This is a genomic window from Pseudomonas pisciculturae, assembly GCF_015461805.1.
Lineage (GTDB): Bacteria > Pseudomonadota > Gammaproteobacteria > Pseudomonadales > Pseudomonadaceae > Aquipseudomonas > Aquipseudomonas pisciculturae.
Genome location: NZ_JACVZE010000012.1, coordinates 108,912 through 124,956 on the forward strand (window position 1 = coordinate 108,912; position 16,045 = coordinate 124,956).

Annotated in this window: 14 protein-coding genes; 4 read left to right on the forward strand and 10 right to left on the reverse strand. The window is 60.5% G+C overall.

All coding sequences use genetic code 11. The features are described 5' to 3' along the window. Nucleotides 1-51: 51 nt before the first annotated feature. Nucleotides 52-1,446: a WD40/YVTN/BNR-like repeat-containing protein gene (locus ICY20_RS26305; RefSeq protein ID WP_194939034.1), complete on the forward strand. Its 1,395-nt coding sequence runs from the start codon at nucleotides 52-54 to the stop codon at nucleotides 1,444-1,446. Nucleotides 1,447-1,506: 60 nt separating this feature from the next. On the opposite strand, the gene ICY20_RS26310 is transcribed toward ICY20_RS26305, so the two are convergent. The 6 genes from ICY20_RS26310 to ICY20_RS26335 are packed head-to-tail and all read right to left on the reverse strand — an operon-like array spanning nucleotide 1,507 to nucleotide 6,995. Continuing rightward, nucleotides 1,507-2,340: a phosphodiesterase gene (locus ICY20_RS26310; RefSeq protein WP_194939062.1), complete on the reverse strand. Its 834-nt coding sequence runs from the start codon at nucleotides 2,338-2,340 to the stop codon at nucleotides 1,507-1,509. Between the two features lie 9 nt (nucleotides 2,341-2,349). After that, nucleotides 2,350-3,381, reverse strand: coding sequence for an ABC transporter ATP-binding protein (locus ICY20_RS26315; RefSeq protein WP_194939035.1), 1,032 nt, complete (start codon nucleotides 3,379-3,381; stop codon nucleotides 2,350-2,352). Beyond that, nucleotides 3,378-4,172, reverse strand: a complete 795-nt coding sequence (locus tag ICY20_RS26320; RefSeq protein ID WP_194939036.1) for an ABC transporter permease — start codon at nucleotides 4,170-4,172, stop codon at nucleotides 3,378-3,380. Before ICY20_RS26320 ends, ICY20_RS26315 begins: the two co-directional genes overlap by 4 nt. After that, on the reverse strand, nucleotides 4,169-4,987 hold the full coding sequence (locus tag ICY20_RS26325; RefSeq protein ID WP_194939037.1) for an ABC transporter permease: 819 nt from the start codon (nucleotides 4,985-4,987) through the stop codon (nucleotides 4,169-4,171). The genes ICY20_RS26320 and ICY20_RS26325 overlap by 4 nt, the downstream gene beginning before the upstream one ends. Beyond that, nucleotides 4,988-5,992, reverse strand: coding sequence for an ABC transporter substrate-binding protein (locus ICY20_RS26330; RefSeq protein ID WP_194939038.1), 1,005 nt, complete (start codon nucleotides 5,990-5,992; stop codon nucleotides 4,988-4,990). Then, complete coding sequence (locus ICY20_RS26335; RefSeq protein WP_159962769.1) at nucleotides 5,976-6,995, reverse strand: LacI family DNA-binding transcriptional regulator; 1,020 nt, start codon at nucleotides 6,993-6,995, stop codon at nucleotides 5,976-5,978. The genes ICY20_RS26330 and ICY20_RS26335 overlap by 17 nt, the downstream gene beginning before the upstream one ends. Nucleotides 6,996-7,361: 366 nt before the next feature. Here ICY20_RS26335 and ICY20_RS26340 point away from each other — a divergent pair, with 366 nt between their 5' ends. Together ICY20_RS26340 and ICY20_RS26345 are read left to right on the forward strand one after the other, a co-directional pair. Beyond that, the gene (locus ICY20_RS26340; RefSeq protein WP_159962774.1) at nucleotides 7,362-8,459 is read left to right on the forward strand and encodes a carboxynorspermidine decarboxylase; all 1,098 of its coding nucleotides are present in this window, start codon (nucleotides 7,362-7,364) and stop codon (nucleotides 8,457-8,459) included. 28 nt (nucleotides 8,460-8,487) lie between these two features. Beyond that, nucleotides 8,488-9,732, forward strand: coding sequence for a saccharopine dehydrogenase family protein (locus ICY20_RS26345; RefSeq protein ID WP_194939039.1), 1,245 nt, complete (start codon nucleotides 8,488-8,490; stop codon nucleotides 9,730-9,732). 557 nt (nucleotides 9,733-10,289) lie between these two features. On the opposite strand, the gene glsB is transcribed toward ICY20_RS26345, so the two are convergent. Genes glsB through ICY20_RS26360 form a run of 3 tightly spaced genes read right to left on the reverse strand, consistent with a single transcriptional unit; the run spans nucleotide 10,290 to nucleotide 12,910 of the window. Beyond that, nucleotides 10,290-11,198 carry a glutaminase B gene (gene glsB, locus ICY20_RS26350; RefSeq protein WP_159962798.1) on the reverse strand — a complete coding sequence of 303 codons (909 nt, stop codon included), beginning with the start codon at nucleotides 11,196-11,198 and terminating at the stop codon, nucleotides 10,290-10,292. Between the two features lie 59 nt (nucleotides 11,199-11,257). Beyond that, complete coding sequence (locus ICY20_RS26355) at nucleotides 11,258-11,887, reverse strand: ribonuclease T2 family protein (protein WP_194939040.1); 630 nt, start codon at nucleotides 11,885-11,887, stop codon at nucleotides 11,258-11,260. A gap of 42 nt (nucleotides 11,888-11,929) precedes the next feature. Next, nucleotides 11,930-12,910, reverse strand: coding sequence for a Gfo/Idh/MocA family protein (locus tag ICY20_RS26360; protein WP_194939041.1), 981 nt, complete (start codon nucleotides 12,908-12,910; stop codon nucleotides 11,930-11,932). Between the two features lie 128 nt (nucleotides 12,911-13,038). Between ICY20_RS26360 and ICY20_RS26365 the strand changes: the two genes are divergently transcribed. After that, a complete protein-coding gene (locus tag ICY20_RS26365) occupies nucleotides 13,039-13,401 on the forward strand; it encodes an NUDIX hydrolase (protein ID WP_159962778.1) in 363 nt (120 codons plus the stop codon). Here ICY20_RS26365 and ICY20_RS26370 read toward each other — a convergent pair. After that, nucleotides 13,387-16,020 carry an MGH1-like glycoside hydrolase domain-containing protein gene (locus tag ICY20_RS26370; RefSeq protein ID WP_194939042.1) on the reverse strand — a complete coding sequence of 878 codons (2,634 nt, stop codon included), beginning with the start codon at nucleotides 16,018-16,020 and terminating at the stop codon, nucleotides 13,387-13,389. The two genes, ICY20_RS26365 and ICY20_RS26370, sit on opposite strands and share 15 nt — an antisense overlap. Nucleotides 16,021-16,045 lie beyond the last annotated feature (25 nt).

Sequence of the window (16,045 nt, forward strand, 5' to 3'; positions counted from 1 at the left end):
CAAATCCAGCCTCGCGACGCAAAAATAGAAAATGCGTCTGACGGCGCGGTCATGGTTCAGATTCTGGTCAACAGCGAACACGTCAGCTTTTTCTTCAAGAACTGGCAAACCATCACGCTTGAGCGCGTGAGCGGCCCCAACGGTGAGCACGGCGACAAATTCTCCCTGTCTAAAAACGAAGAAGCCTCCTCCAGATCCGCCCTCTACGCGGGCTCACTGCCTGCGGGCAGCTATCGGTTGGTACAGTTCAACGCCGGTCAATGCGGCGCAATGTGTGTCAGCAATGAAGCGAATATCGGTGCGAACTTCAGCCGTTTTACCGTACAAAGCGGTCAGTTGACCGACTTGGGGGTGATTGTGCAGACCCCGGTAAAAGATCGCCTGTTATCCGCACATAGCCTGGCGCCCTCCGCCGAGTCGACGCGCGAGCGGGTCGTTGAGTTATTGCCGGGGCTGGCGCCACTGCTCGCAAAACCTGTGCTGTCATGGGACAGCCAAACCGTACCGGCTGATATGACGAGCGCGTTTGAACTGAGTAAAAGCGCCAGCTTTGGCGCCATGTCCCTTCAGCAGACCACCCACGACACGTTCATCTACGGCAGTGCCAACGGCGTAGTCTATGAGTGGACGCCAGGTCAGGCCGCCACCGCGCTTGATGTGGGGGTACGCAACGCGCTTGAAGCGACGCTCGTCACATCCTCGGGCAGTTGGCTGGCGGGGGGAGAATTGGGCACCTTGTTGCAATCGGACGACCAGGGAAAACACTGGCGATCCATCCGCGGCAATTTACCTTTTGGCGTGGTCGGCAACCTGCATCAATGGAAGGACCAGGTCATAGCAACCACGCTGCGTGGCAAAAGCATCTTCATTCATAGCGCCGCCCTGGGCAGTAATCACTGGACGCAGTTGGCACGTTATGAACAGCAATCATCCATGCGCGCACTGACCTATCTGTTCCCGCCGAGATCCTACTTGCTGGGCAACGAATTGGTCAGCTCGGTGCCAGGCGTTCAGGTTGGCGTGCTGAACCTTGAAAGCCGCCAGTCCACGCTGTACCCACTGCCGGGTGGCATTTCTCTGTTCTGGGCATCCAACGATGGCGTGCTGCATTGCAGTTGCGCGGCAACCATGATCTACAACCCCTACGAGAGCCATGACCGCGGCAAGACCTGGCAAGACTCGACACACACGCGGTATATGTTTGCCTCCAACTTCAGGGACAAGAACAACGGCGTCGCCCTGCACTATGTGCTCTATTCCGATATGCGCATGGCCTACACGCAAAACGCGGGGGCGACCTGGACTGAGACGACCACGCTCTCACCGACCTTTGTTAATGAGTTCTTCTACAGCCGCGACGGCAAATGGGTGTTCGCCTCGCTGGTCAATGGCCGTCTGCTGCAATCCAACGATGACGGGCGTAGCTGGACCACGGCCGTGCGTTAGTCAGGCGACATCTCTAGGGGCAGCGCAGCCGCCCCTTTCCACAGAAGAGCGAGACATCGTTCAGTCAATCAAGCCATAGGCGTCATAGAACGGGTACGGCCCCGGATACTCCCCAAATACGCCGTTATGGCTGACCAACCCTTGCTGCACGTCCCAACGATGTAACAAATAACCTGCCGGCTCCAGGTTGAAATGCGCTGGCGCAGCCTCCTGCAAATCCAGCACGATCTGGTGGGAGGTGCCCGGGCACACACAACTCATACTGCCGCCGAAACGCCGCTGCATCGGCCGGTGCAGATGCCCGCAGAGCAGACGCTCGACTTGCGGATGACGGGCGACGACGCGCTCCAGCGCAGCTGCGTTGAGGAACGGCTCGCGGTCCATATGGCCGATACCGCTGATAAATGGCGGGTGATGCAGGATCAGCAAGGTCGGCGCGTCAGGGTGCAGCGCCAATTGCTCATCCAGCCAATGCAATTGGCTGTCCAACAACTGCCCGCCGTGGCCACCGGGGATGGTGGAATCAAGGCCGATCAGGCGCAGCGGATACTCGTCCACCACCCAATCCAGCGGGCCGTCTGCCGAGGCCGGCAAGTAGCGGTGGTCACGGAACGCATCGAGCAACGGCCCACGTGTGTCGTGGTTGCCCGGCACCAAGTAGCACGGCATGTGCAGGCGTGCGAGTTCGGGGTGTAGCACGGCGTATTCATCGGCGCGACCGAAGTCCACCAGGTCGCCGCTGATGACCACAATGTCGGGGCGTGGCTGGCTGGCATTCAGGTGGTCTACAGCGCGGCGCAATGCGCCCAAGGTATCGACCACGCCGTAAGTGAGGCGCTGACCGGCTTTAAGATGCAGGTCGCTGATCTGGGCAACGAGGAACGGGCGATTCAACATAGATTCTCAAGCATTCAGGGTGAACAACATGTGCGGCGTAATCGCCAGGGCAATCGGCGCGCCAACGGCGTACAACTGGTTGTCGCTGCTGTCCACCAGCAGCGGTTGCGGGGCGCCTACATCCACCAGCAGGCGGCTTTGCGCGCCCTGGAAAAACTGCGCGACGAGATGCCCGTGAAGGTGCCCCTCGCTTTCCATCACCCGCAGATGTTCCGGACGGCAGTACAGGGTGTTGGGCAGGCTCGCTTCGTGCCACGGCAACTCACCGCCGCACACTTTCAAGCCATGGGCTGACGGCGCGATCACCGCAAAGGCATTGAGGTTGCCGACAAAGCCGGCGACGAAGGCGTTGGCCGGTTTCTGGTAGATGTCGCGCGGGCTTGCGAGTTGGGCAACCCGGCCTTGCTCCATCACCAGGATGCGATCACCGAGGGCCATGGCTTCGCCCTGGTCGTGGGTGACGAAGACCGAGGTGATGCCCAGACCGCGCAGCAACTCATTGAGCTCACTGCGCAGGCGTTCACGCAATTGCGCATCGAGGGCTGCCAACGGTTCATCCAGCAGCAACACCTTGGGGCCCGGTGCCAAGGCGCGGGCCAGTGCCACACGCTGGCGCTGGCCGCCGGACAACTCATGGATGCTGCGTTTGCCGTGCGCCTGCAAGCCCACCAGTTCCAGCAGCTCATCGCAGCGCTTGTTGCGCTCAGGCTTGGACATGCCGCGAATCTTCAAGCCATAAACGATATTCCCCGCCACATCCAGGTTGGGAAACAGCGCGTAGTTCTGGAACACCATGCCTACATCACGGCGCTCGATGGGCAGGCGGGTGACGTCCTGGTCGCCGAAAAACACCCGGCCCACCTCCGGGCGTTCCAGGCCGGCAATCAGGCGCAAGGTGGTGGTTTTGCCACAACCGGACGGACCAAGAATCGCCAGGGTTTCGCCGCCTTCGACGGTCAGGTCCAGGTCATGCACGGCCACGGTGCCATCGGCGAAAGCCTTGCGGCAGCCTTGCAGGCGGATAGTGATAGCGGTCATCGACGCTCTCCACGGGACAAACGGGCGCTGATGGCCTGCAACGCAATCAGCAGCGGCACGATCATCAACAAAAAGATAAGGGTGTAGGCGCTGGCGATTTCCAGGCGCGCCGAGGCGTAGCTATCGGCCAGGCCAACGGGCAAGGTCTTGGTCATCGGCGTATGCAGCATCCAGGTCAGGTTGAATTCACCCAGGGACAAGGTCACCACCATCAGCACACCGGCCAGTATTCCTGCGCGGCAGTTGGGCACCACCACGCTGAAAAAGCGCTTGATCGGCCCGGCGCCCAAACTGGCAGCGGCCTCTTCCAACACCGGCAGTTGCTGGCGTTGCATCACCGCCATCACCGGGCGCACCAAAAACGGCAAGGTGAACAGCACATGGCCGACAAGGATGAACAGCCAACTGCTGCGAAAGCTGCCGAACTGGCCGTAGGTCAGCAGCAACGCCAACGCACTGGCCAAGCCCGGCATGGCCACCGGCAGCACCATCAACTCTTCGAAGGCGCGACTGAAGCGATTGTTCATGCGCACCAGGGCGTAGGCCGCCGGCACCCCAATCACGCAGACGCATACCGCGCAGGCCAGGGCCAGTTGCAGCGACAGCCACACGGTCGGCGAGTAGGCCTGCCACACCTGCACCAACCAATCGAACGTCAAACCACTCGACACGCCAACAAAGAAGTTGCGAGTCAAACCGGCCAGCAGCGACATCAGCACCGGCACCAACATGAAGGCGCACACCAGCAAGGTGAACAGCAGTTGCATTACAAACAGCGATGAGCGTTTCACAAGACAGTCCCCGCGTTTTTCACCAAGCGTCGGGTCAGCAGCAGCACCGCCCAGGTCAGCGCGCCGAGTACCACCGACAGCGCGGCGGCCACGGCAAAGTTGGCGTAGTTGGTTAACACGTTGTAGATCGCCACCGGGGTCACATTCAGCCGTGTGCCCAAGGTAAAGGCCGTGCCGAACGCGCCCATGGAGGTGGCAAAGCAAATCGCCCCACACGAGGCCAGCGCCGGTGCCAGCCCCGGCACGATGACGTCGCACACCACACGCCAGTGCCCTGCGCCCAGTGAATGCGCAGCTTCTTCCAGGCTGCGGTCGAGGCTTTCGCAGGCGGCCATCACCGTGAGAATCACCCTTGGGATCGAGAAATACAGGTAACCCACAAACAGCCCGGCCAGCGAGTAGGCGAAGATCCAGCGCTCACCGGCCAGTTGCAGGCCCAATGATGCGAACAGGCCTTGGCGACCTGCCAAGAGGATCACCAGGAAGCCCACGACTACGCCAGGAAACGCCAACGGAAACGTGAGCAGCGCGACCAACGCCGAGCGTCCAAAAAACTGCTGACGCGCAAGGAATACGCCACTGATCCCACCCACCAACAACGCCGCCAGCGTGACGACAATGGCGAGCCCACAGGTTTGCGCCAGGCTGCCCAAATACTGCGCACTGCCAAGCACCTGCCAGTAACCGCTACCGTTGCTGTCGCGGCTCTCGGTACCGAGCAGTACAAGGTGCGCCAGCGGCAACAGCCAGAATGCGAGCAGCACCGCAAACGCCGGGGCCAGCGCCCAGGCCGCGTGTTTTGCCGATGCAGCCACTTACTTGACCTCGTTCAGATAACGGGCGGCGAAGGCTTCCTGCACGGCGGCCATTTTTTCGTAGTCCACGACACCGGCACGGGCGTAGTCGCTGTCGGGCAGAAACTGCGCGGCGACTTCTGCCGGCATCTGCATCGGGCGTACCGGACGCAGGTAGGCCTTGGCCCAGAGCGCTTGGCCTTGTTCCGACAGCACGAAGTCGAGGACTTTTTCTGCGTTGGCGCGGTGCGCAGCGTTGGCCACCAGGCTCATCACGTAGGGCACGCTGATGCTGCCTTCCTGAGGGATCACAAAGGCAACGTTGGCCTTGTCTTTGTAGCGGGCGCGGTAGGCGTTGAAATCGTAGTCCACCAGGATCGGCAACTCACCGGACAACACCCGCGCATAAGCCGTTTGCTTGGGCACGATGGGGGCGTTCTTCGCCAGCTTCTGGAAGTAGTCGATGGCCGGGGCGAAGTTGTCGAGGTCGCCGCCGAGGGCGCGGTTGATCGCCACTGCCGACACGTAACCGACAAACGCGCTGGATGGGTCGAGGTAGCCGACCATGCCTTTGTATTCGGGCTTGAGCAGGTCAGCCCAGCTCTGTGGCACCGGCAGGCCGCCGAGGGCGTCGACGTTGACCATGATGCCCAAGGTGCCGGAGTGGATCGCAAACCAGTGCCCGGCCGGGTCTTTCAAACCGGCGGGAATTTGGTCCCAGGCTTTGGGCTTGTAGGTGCCAACCACCTCGGCTTTTTGCGCTTGCAGGCCGAAGGTCACGCCGTAGTAAACGACGTCGGCCACCGGTGCGGCTTTCTCTGCCACCAGTTGTGCCAGGGACTGGCCGGAGTTCTTGTTGTCCAGCGGCACCTGCACGCCCGTGCTGGCGGCGATGGCCTTGAGTTGGGAGCCCCAGTCGGCCCAGTCCGGCGGGCAGTTGTAGCAGATGGCGGTTTCGGCGGCCTGGGCCAGGCTGGCCGCGCCGCACAGGAACACGGCGGCCAGGGTTTTACTGAATGCGCGCATCAAGGGTCTCCTCATGGGGTTGAGTACTTTCGCCCGGCCGGATGTGGCAAGGCAGGCAATGGGAAATCGGCTCGTTGCCGGCGATCTGCGCCAGCAGTTGGTCAATCACGGTGCTGGCCAGCAGCGCGATGGGTTGCACCACGCTGCACAGCGTCGGGTGCATCTGGGTGCCAAGGCTGATGCCGTCGAAGCCCATTACCGAGAGTTGCTCGGGCACGCACCAGGCGTTGCGACGCAGCTCGGCGATCAGGCTGATGGCCAGGAAGTCGTTGGAGCACACCAGTGCGGTGGGTGCATCCGGGCCTTGGAGAAACGCAGCGATAGCGCTGAAGTCAGCCTGGGTGTGGGCTGGCATTTCGATCACCGGACGGCTGTCCAGTGCGTATTCGCGCATGGCATCGCAATAACCGGCGTAGCGCAGGCGCGCACGGTCTGATTGCAATGCGGGGCCAGCGACCATGCTGATGCGCCGGTGCCCCGCTTCCAGCAGGTAACGCGTGGCCAGGGCCATGCCCGCGCGGTTGTCCACCGACACGGCGCTGTAGTTGGGGTTGCTCGGTTGGTGATAGGCCAGCACGAACGGGGTTTGTTCGGTATTCAGGCTGCTGAGTACGGTGTTGCTTTCGGCATCGGTGACCGTCAGCACCAGGCCATCGACGCGTTGGCGCAGCAGCTCTTCGACCACGATGCTTTCGCGCTCGCTGTTGTAGTCGGTGGTGGCCAGCACCAGGCTGTAGCCACGCAAGCGAGCGGCGCGTTCCATGGCCTGGAACTGCTCGGCAAATACCGGGTTGAGCAGGTTGGGCACCACCACCCCGATCAACTGGGTGGTCTGCAGGCGCAGTTGGCGGCCCAGAAGATTGGGCCGAAACCCCAACTCACGGGCGGCGGCGAACACCTGCTCACGGGTGGTCGGGCGCACCTGGTCCGGGGAAGCAAAGGCCCGGGCGGCGGTGGCGCGGGATACACCGGCCAGTCGGGCAACGTCTTTGAGGTCAGTCATTATTACTCGCTTGAGATCGATCTCATTGGCGAGGACAGTAGCGAGGGAATGTGGCAGTTCGGTGCTGAACAAATGACGTTTTCATGGCAGTGCGGATCCCCCCCTCTACCGCCAAGTGGAGATCAAATGTGGGAGCTGGCTTGCCTGCGATAGCGGTGTATCAGCCGACACTGCTGCCTCTCACCCACCGCTATCGCAGGCAAGCCAGCTCCCACATTGATCCGGGGTGTACCTATGGATAGTCATACTCAGCAGGTAGAGTTGAAAACTGGCGCAGCAAATTCCGCCCACTAACCTTTCGATTCGCCCCAAGTGCGGGCACAATGCGTGTCCTTTTTTGGCAGGCACCGCCGCAGGCTCTCAAAAATGATCAAAACGCCGTACTACCTCATCGATAAACAGAAGCTTCTGGTCAACATGCAGAAGATTGCTTACGTGCGCGAGCAGTCCGGCGCCAAGGCGTTGCTGGCGCTCAAGTGCTTTGCCACCTGGTCGGTATTCGACCTGATGCAGCAATACATGGACGGCACCACGTCGTCGTCGCTGTATGAGTTGAAGCTGGGCCGCCAGAAGTTCGAAGGTGAAGCGCACGCCTACAGCGTGGCCTGGGCCGACGATGAAATCGAAGAGATGCTGGATAACTGCGACAAGATCATCTTCAACTCCATCAGCCAACTGCAGCGCTTTGCCGAACGCTCCGAGGGCAAGACCCGCGGCCTGCGTGTCAACCCGCAGGTGAGCAGCTCGGACTACCTGCTGGCCGACCCGGCGCGCCCGTTCAGCCGTTTGGGCGAGTGGGACCCGGTGAAGATCGAAGGCGTGATCGATCAGATCTCCGGTTTCATGTTCCACAACAACTGCGAGAACGGCGATTTCAGCCTGTTCGACAAAATGCTCGGCACCATCGAAGAACGCTTCGGCGCGCTGTTGCACAAGGTTGAGTGGGTCAGCCTCGGTGGCGGCATCCACTTCACCGGCGAAGACTATGCCGTGGACGCGTTCTGCGCCCGCTTGAAGGCGTTTTCCGAGAAGTACGGCGTGCAGGTCTACCTGGAACCTGGGGAAGCGGCGATCACCAACAGCGCCTCCCTGGAAGTCACCGTGCTCGACACCCTCTACAACGGCAAAAACCTCGCCGTGGTAGACAGCTCCATCGAAGCCCACCTGCTGGACCTGCTGATCTATCGCCTCAACGCCAAGCTGGCGCCGAGCGATGGCGAACACACCGTGATGGTGTGCGGCAAATCATGCCTGGCCGGGGACATCTTCGGTGAGTACCAATTTGATCGTCCGCTGGCCATCGGCGATCGGCTGTCGTTCATCGACACCGCGGGCTACACCATGGTCAAGAAAAATTGGTTCAACGGCCTGAAAATGCCGTCCATCGTAGTGAAACAACTCGACGGTACAGTCGAGGTGGTTCGTGAATTTGGTTACGACGACTACCTGTCCAGCCTTTCGTAAGCTGGCGGATAAAGGAGAGATAAAGCAATTGAAAAAGAACGTTCTTATCATTGGTGCAGGAGGTGTCGCCAAGGTGGTGGCCCACAAGTGCGCGCAGCACAACGACGAACTCGGTCGTATTGCTATCGCGTCGCGCAACATCTCCAAATGCCAGGCCATCATCGACAGCGTCAAGGCCAAGGGTAGCCTCAAGGTACCTGCGGACATCACCGCCTTCGCGCTGAACGCCATGGACGTGGAAGCGACCAAGGCCCTGATCCGCGAGACCGAGTCGCAGATCGTCATCAACGTCGGTTCCTCGTTCCTGAACATGTCGGTACTGCGTGCCTGCATCGACACGGGCGTGGCGTACCTCGACACCGCCATCCACGAAGAGCCGGGCAAGGTCTGCGAGACCCCGCCGTGGTACGGCAACTACGAGTGGAACCACCTGGAAGAGTGCAAACAGAAGAACATCACCGCCATTTTGGGTGTGGGCTTCGACCCGGGTGTGGTCAACGCGTATGCCGCGCTGGCACAGCAACAGCATTTCGACCGCATTGATTCGATCGACATTCTCGACGTCAATGCCGGCTCCCATGGCAAATACTTCGCCACCAATTTCGACCCGGAAATCAACTTCCGCGAGTTCACCGGACAGGTGTGGAGCTGGCAGAACAGCCAGTGGACCAGCAACACCATGTTCGAAGTCAAACGCACCGACGACCTCCCGGTCGTCGGTTCGCAGAACCTGTACCTGACCGGCCACGATGAAGTGCACTCGCTGTCGAAAAACCTCGACGTGCCCAACGTGCGTTTCTGGATGAGTTTTGGCGAGCACTACATCAACGTGTTCACCGTGCTCAACAAACTCGGCCTGCTCTCCGAGAAGCCAGTGACAACCGCCGAAGGCCTGGAAGTGGTGCCGCTGAAACTGGTCAAGGCCGTACTGCCCGACCCATCTTCGCTGGCCCCTGGCTACACCGGCAAGACCTGCATCGGCGACCTGGTCAAAGGCACCAAGGACGGCAAGGCGCGTGAGGTGTTCATCTACAACGTAGCGGATCACGAAGAAGCGTTTGCCGAGACTGAAAGCCAGGGCATCTCCTACACCGCAGGCGTTCCGCCGGTAGCAGCTGCGCTGCTGGTAGCGCGTGGCGAGTGGGATGTGCAACGCATGGCCAACGTCGAGGAACTGCCGGCAGAGCCGTTCCTGAAGGCGCTGGACGTGATGGGGTTGCCGACTCGGATCAAAGACGAGCACGGTGATCGTGCCTGGGATGCGATTGCCTGATAGGCGATAGCTTGCCGAACAAAAAAATGCGCCCTCAGGGGCGCATTTTTTGTATGGGCTCAAATAAAGCCCAAAACCAATGAAAACCCAATGTGGGAGGGGGCTTGCTCCCGATGAGGGCCTGTCAGTCGATGCATCTTTGCCTGACCACCGCAATCGGGGGCAAGCCCCCTCCCACAGGTAGATCGGTGATGCTGCAAGTCCATGTGTCTGATTGGCGATACCTGCCCGCCCACCTATCTCCAAACCACCAAAAATCCAATGTGGGAGGGGGCTTGCTCCCGATGAGGGCCTGTCAGTTGATGCATCTTTGCCTGACCACCGCAATCGGGGGCAAGCCCCCTCCCACAGGTAGACCGGTGGTGTAGCAAGTCCATGTGCCTGATTGGCGATACCTGACCGCCCGCCTATCTCCAGACCACTAAAAATCCAATGTGGGAGGGGGCTTGCTCCCGATGAGGGCCTGTCAGTCGATGCATCGTTGCCTGACCCACCGCAATCGGGGGCAAGCACCCTCCCACAGGTAGATCAGTGATGCTGCAAGACCCAATGCCCGCTCAAAACACCGACCACCCAATCCGCTCACTCAACAATTCCAACGCCTTGATCCCCGCCAACGAGTTCCCCGCCGCATTCAACTCCGGCGACCATACGCACACCGTAAACTGCCCCGGCACCACCGCGACGATCCCGCCGCCGACACCACTCTTGCCCGGCAACCCCACGCGATAGGCAAAATTGCCCGCCTCGTCATACAGCCCGCTGGTGGCCATGATCGAGTTCACTTGCTTGGTCTGGCGCGCGGTCAAAACTTGCTCGGCGCTGTGAGCGCTCACCCCTTCGTTGGCCAGGAAGCTGAACGCCTTGGCCAGGTCCAGGCAGCTCATCTGCAACGCGCAGTAGTTGAAGTAGCTGTGCAGCACCGCATCGACATCGTTGTGGAAGTTGCCGAAGGACTTCATCAGGTACGCCATGGCCGCATTGCGCGCACCGTGTTGGGCTTCTGACTCGGCGACGACGCTGTTGACCAGAATCTGCGGGTTACCCGACAGGCGCCGTACAAAGTCACGCATCGACAAGATCGGCACGGCAAAACGCGATTGGTTGATGTCGCAGATCACCAACGCACCCGCGTTGATAAATGGGTTACGCGGGCGCCCGCGTTCGAACTCCAACTGCACCAGCGAGTTGAACGGCTGCCCCGAAGGCTCATGGCCCAGGCGTTCCCAGATGGTTTCGCCACCGTGGTCAATGGCCTGCACCAGGCTGAACACCTTGGAAATGCTCTGCACCGAAAACAAAGTGTTGGCATCACCGGCGCAGTAGGCGGCGCCATCGTTGCCGTATACCGCGATGCCAAGTTGGTTGGCCGGCACATCGGCCAGCGCGGGGATGTAGTCGGCGACTTTACCGAGGCCGATCAGTGGACGAACTTCGTCAAGGATCGACTCCAGCAACGCCTGCATGTCTTGTCCAGTCATCTGTTTATTGAATCGGTGATAAACGGGGCGCGGAGGATACCTGATCAGCGCTGCACCGGAATACGGATATCACCGGGACGGCACTGGGTTTTCACGCTTTTGGGGCAGCCGGCAAAGCGCAGCTCCTTGCTCAGGCACACCCGCACCTCGGACAGCACCTTGCCTTTGCAAATCACCGCCACGCTGTGGTCACCCATGGCCGGGTTGCTCTGGCGAAACAGCTGTTCGATATCCCGTGCTTGCAAGTAATTCGGCACGTTGAATGGCTGCAACTGCTGCGGTATTTGCACCGCACTCAACGCCGTATCGGTGGCGTCCAGGTAGCGTGAGGCATCCAGGCCACTGCAGGTGCCATGCTTGCGCCACTCATGTGTAAGCAGCTTGCGCGTGGGGAACATCAACGCGCCCTTGGCCATGTCTTCGGCCGACAGCCGCGATTGCGGGTCACACGAGGCCGGCCACCCTCCCCGTGCGTATTGCGGCCACAGGCCATGCAACACAAAGCCATAACCTTTGCCCGAGCATTGTTCGTTTTCCGGGTGCGCCAGGCAGAACGTCGGCGACCACGACAACGACAATACATAAAAATCAAAATCCCCCGCCGGTCGCTGCTCCCTAGGTGCAGCCAGTGCACTTGTGGCTATGACCAGCCACAGCATCATCAGGTACTTCATGCGTCTATTCCTTGAAAAATGTAGAGCACCAACCTATCGCGACTAGCCTGGATAAAAGGGGTTACGTTGCAGCACCTTGTCCAGGATCCGATCTGTCTTCAGCGCCTCGATCGCCAGCGACGGATGCTCTGCCTCGCCACGAATATGTGCGTTCATGGCCAATACGTGGTGCCACTGGATGTGGGCGTGGCACGGCACGTCGAGTACCTCATTAACCTCGCCCTCCAGGCGCAATGGCTGGTCGTCGAACACCGCAAAGGTGATGCGCCCCGTGCTGCCGATCAGTTCAACCTTGTCTTCGCGGCGGTCCGCGACGAAGTTCCAGCAGCCCATGCCCAAGGCTCCTGAGCTGAAGGTCCAGCAGGCCGTCACGGCATCCTCGGCGGCATAACGCCCGGCCTGTCGTGCGGTAAAGCCCGAGACCTCGATGATGTCCCCGGCCAGGTACTGGAACAGGTCAAACCCGTGGCTGGCGAGGTCGGCGAAATAGCCGCCACCGGCGATCAGCGGGTCGGTGCGCCAATTGGCGGCGCTGGCGTCTACCGCGGCGGGTGGCTTGCACAGGCTCCAGGTCAGTTGACGCAGTTGGCCAATGCGCCCTTCGTGCAGCCAGGTACGCACTTGCGCAAAGCGCGGCAGCGAACGGCGGTAGTAGGACACAAACAAGTGCAGCCCGGCACGCTCGAACGTGCGCTGCATCAACGCACTCTGCTCGGCATTCAGGGCCATGGGTTTCTCGACGCAGCAATGCTTGCCGGCAGCCGCTACCATGAGGCTGTATTCAAGGTGACTGTCAGGCGGCGTGGCGATGTACACCGCGTCCACTTCGGGGTCGTTGATCAGTGCCTGGGCGTCGGTGTAGTAACGGGCAATGCCGTGACGTGCCGCATAATCACGCACGGCGGCTTCTCGGCGCCCCATCACGGCCACCAGCGCAGAACCTGGCGCTTTGTAGAAAGCCGGTCCACTCTTTAACTCAGTGACACTGCCACAGCCGATCATGCCCCAGCGTACGGTGCTCATCTGCTCTCCTCGTGCGTTTTTGATCAATCGGGCAGTATCCACATCCCCACTCGTCTACGCCACAAGCAGTTAGCATGACAATTGCATTACACTTTTATGACAATCATCTCACTGCGGGGGCACAGACGATGAAAATACGCGCAACGGTCATTTGCGAACACGAGGGGCATATCCTCTTCGTGCGCAAGGCCAGATCAAAATGGGCACTGCCAGGGGGCAAGGTCGAGCGCCACGAGCGCCCGGTCGGCGCGGCCGAACGCGAGCTGGAAGAAGAAACCGGATTGAACGTGGACGGCTTGCTGTATTTGCAGGAGCTCAAGGCCCGCGACACCGTTCATCACGTGTTCGAAGCGTCAGTGGTGAACATCGCCGACGCCAAGCCTTGCAATGAAATCATCGATTGCCAGTGGTACGCGTTTGGCGCCGTGGATGAGTTGGACACAACCGACGCCACCCGCCACATCGTCAAGTCCTTCCTACGTCGGCTGTAGTAACAACGCCACCAGCGCACTCCATCCGGTCTGATGGGACGCTCCCAGCCCACGCCCGGTTTCCCCATGGAAATACTCATGGAACAGCACCAGGTCACGACTGGCAGGGTCTGCCTCCAACTGCGCGTACCCCGCCATCGACGGCCGCGAACCGTTTTCATCACGCAGGAACAAACGCGTCACACGCTGACTAAGGCTGTCGGCCACTTCTTCAAGCGATGACAGATAACCACTGCCGGTCGGGTACTCCACCGAGAAGTCTTCTGCGTAGTAGCGGTGAAATTCGCGCAACGATTCGATCAACATGTAGTTGACCGGCATCCACAACGGCCCGCGCCAGTTGGAGTTGCCACCGTATAACCGCGAGTCGGATTCGCCGGGCTGATAGCGTGCACAGAGCGTGTCGCCGTTCATCTTCAACGCCAGGGGTTGCTCGGCGAACGCTTTGGATAGGGATCGCACCCCGAACGCCGATAAAAACTCGCGTTCATCCAGCATGCGCCGTAGCAGGTCTTTGGTGCGCTCACCACGCAGCAGCGCCAGTAACAGACGGTTGCCCTGGCCAGGCTCGTTCCAGCGCGAAACCAGTTTAGCGAGATCCGGCCGGTGCTTCATGAACCCTGACAAACGCTCGCGCAACCCCTGCAAACCTTCGTGCTCGCGCTGCTCCAGCACCAATACGGCAAACAGTGGCATCAGGCCGACGATAGAGCGCAGGCGTACCGGCTCGTTCTGGCCATCAGGGCGGTGCAGCACATCGTAGAAGAACAGGTCCTGCTCATCCCACAACCCTTCGGCGCTGTCATCGACGCGGTTGATGGCGCCCGCGATGTACAGGAAATGCTCGAAAAACTTCACGGCGATATCGACATACACGACGTTGCGCTTGGCCAGCTCCAGGGCAATACGCATCAGGTCCAAGGCATAGGCCGCGACCCACGCCGTACCGTCCGCCTGATCCAACTGGTAACCCGGCGGCAGCGCGGCTGAGCGGTCGAACAAGGCGATATTGTCCAGGCCCAGGAAACCACCCTGAAACAGATTGCGCCCCTCGGCGTCCTTGCGGTTGACCCACCAGGCAAAATTCAGCAGCAGCTTATGGAAAATACGCTCCAGAAAATCCATATCGCCTACGCCAGTCAGCGCCTTGTCCTGCTGATATACCCGCCAACTGGCCCAGGCATGCACCGGCGGGTTGGCGTCGTCGAAGCGCCATTCATAAGCCGGTAGTTGGCCATTGGGGTGCATGAAGCGGTCCTTCACCAGCAGCAACAGTTGCTGCTTGGCATACGCAGGATCAATCAGCGCAAAGGCGACGGCCTGAAAGCCCTGGTCCCACGAGGCGTACCACGGGTATTCCCAAGTGTCGGGCATGGATAGGATGTCGAAATTGGACAAGTGCCGCCAATGGGTATTGCGGATATGCAGGCGCTCGGGCGGCGGCGCTGGTTGGGCAGGGTCGCCGTCGAGCCATTGGTTTACATCAAAATAGTAGAGCTGCTTGGACCACAACAACCCGGCCAATGCCTGGCGTTGCACATTGCGCGCGTCGTCGTCGGCGACGCCGTGTTGTAACGCGGCGTAGAAGTAATCGGCCTCCTGGCGGCGTTGCTCGAACAGCTTGCGGGCGTTGACCTGCGGCGCATCGACGGGGGCAAAACGAAGGTACAGTGTTTTGCTTTCAAGGCCTGCCAATTCGAGGATGAAGCGCGCCGCAACTTTGGTGCCGCGGTCACGCTGAATCGCCGATTGAACACCCTTGACCACGTAATCATTGATCCCGTCCTTGAAGGGCCCTGGCGCCGGTTGCCCATCTAGCTTGGCAACGTTGGTTTCGTTCTCGCAGAACAGCCACTCGACGCCGTCCTGGCCCCACGCGCTGATATGCCGATCAGGCAGTTCGTGGTGGCGCGCCAGCACCCGTTGCCCATCCCGCATCAACTGCGGCTTGGGCGCGTCAAAGGTCCAGCTCCAGTCATTGCGTGCCCACACCTGTGGCAGCACGTGCAGCCGCGTCGGTTGATCCGAACGGTTATGCACGGTGACGCGCATAAAAATATCGTCGGGCTGGTGCTTGGCGTATTCGACGCTGACGTCGCAATAGCGGTTGTCTTCGAACACGCCGGTATCGAGGATTTCGTACTCGGCATCCTCCAGGCCACGGCGGGCGTTTTCGCTGATCAGGTCGTCGTAGGGAAAGGCCGCATGGGGGTATTTATAGAGCATGCGCATGTAGGCATGGCTGGGTACGCCATCGACAAAAAAGTACAGTTCCTTGACGTCTTCGCCGTGGTTGCCCTCGGCGTTGTTCAGGCCGAACAGGCGCTCTTTGATGATCGCGTCGCGCTCGTTCCACAGGGCCAGGCCCAGGCACCAGCGTTGCGCTTTGTCACTGAACCCCGCCAGGCCATCCTCACCCCAGCGGTAGGCGCGGCTGCGCGCATGCTCATGGGGGAAGTACGCCCAGGCATCGCCATCGGCGCTGTAGTCTTCGCGCACCGTGCCCCATTGGCGTTCGCTTAGATATGGGCCCCACTCGCGCCAGCGCTCGACCTCTGGGGTTGCCAGGCGCTGGCCTTCGAGTGTGTCGAGCATTCGGTTTACGGGCGTGGCCGTCATGGGGTACTCCGTCGCCTACACAATG

What these genes read in the sequence shown, in the direction of transcription:
- ICY20_RS26305 (WP_194939034.1), top strand. Translation starts at nt 52, where the DNA reads ATGGTTCAGATTCTGGTCAACAGCGAACACGTCAGCTTTTTCTTCAAG.
- ICY20_RS26365 (WP_159962778.1), top strand. Translation starts at nt 13,039, where the DNA reads ATGAAAATACGCGCAACGGTCATTTGCGAACACGAGGGGCATATCCTC.
- ICY20_RS26355 (WP_194939040.1), bottom strand. Translation starts at nt 11,887, where the DNA reads ATGAAGTACCTGATGATGCTGTGGCTGGTCATAGCCACAAGTGCACTG.
- ICY20_RS26315 (WP_194939035.1), bottom strand. Translation starts at nt 3,381, where the DNA reads ATGACCGCTATCACTATCCGCCTGCAAGGCTGCCGCAAGGCTTTCGCC.
- ICY20_RS26335 (WP_159962769.1), bottom strand. Translation starts at nt 6,995, where the DNA reads ATGACTGACCTCAAAGACGTTGCCCGACTGGCCGGTGTATCCCGCGCC.
- ICY20_RS26330 (WP_194939038.1), bottom strand. Translation starts at nt 5,992, where the DNA reads ATGCGCGCATTCAGTAAAACCCTGGCCGCCGTGTTCCTGTGCGGCGCG.
- ICY20_RS26360 (WP_194939041.1), bottom strand. Translation starts at nt 12,910, where the DNA reads ATGAGCACCGTACGCTGGGGCATGATCGGCTGTGGCAGTGTCACTGAG.
- ICY20_RS26370 (WP_194939042.1), bottom strand. Translation starts at nt 16,020, where the DNA reads ATGACGGCCACGCCCGTAAACCGAATGCTCGACACACTCGAAGGCCAG.
- ICY20_RS26340 (WP_159962774.1), top strand. Translation starts at nt 7,362, where the DNA reads ATGATCAAAACGCCGTACTACCTCATCGATAAACAGAAGCTTCTGGTC.
- glsB (WP_159962798.1), bottom strand. Translation starts at nt 11,198, where the DNA reads ATGCAGGCGTTGCTGGAGTCGATCCTTGACGAAGTTCGTCCACTGATC.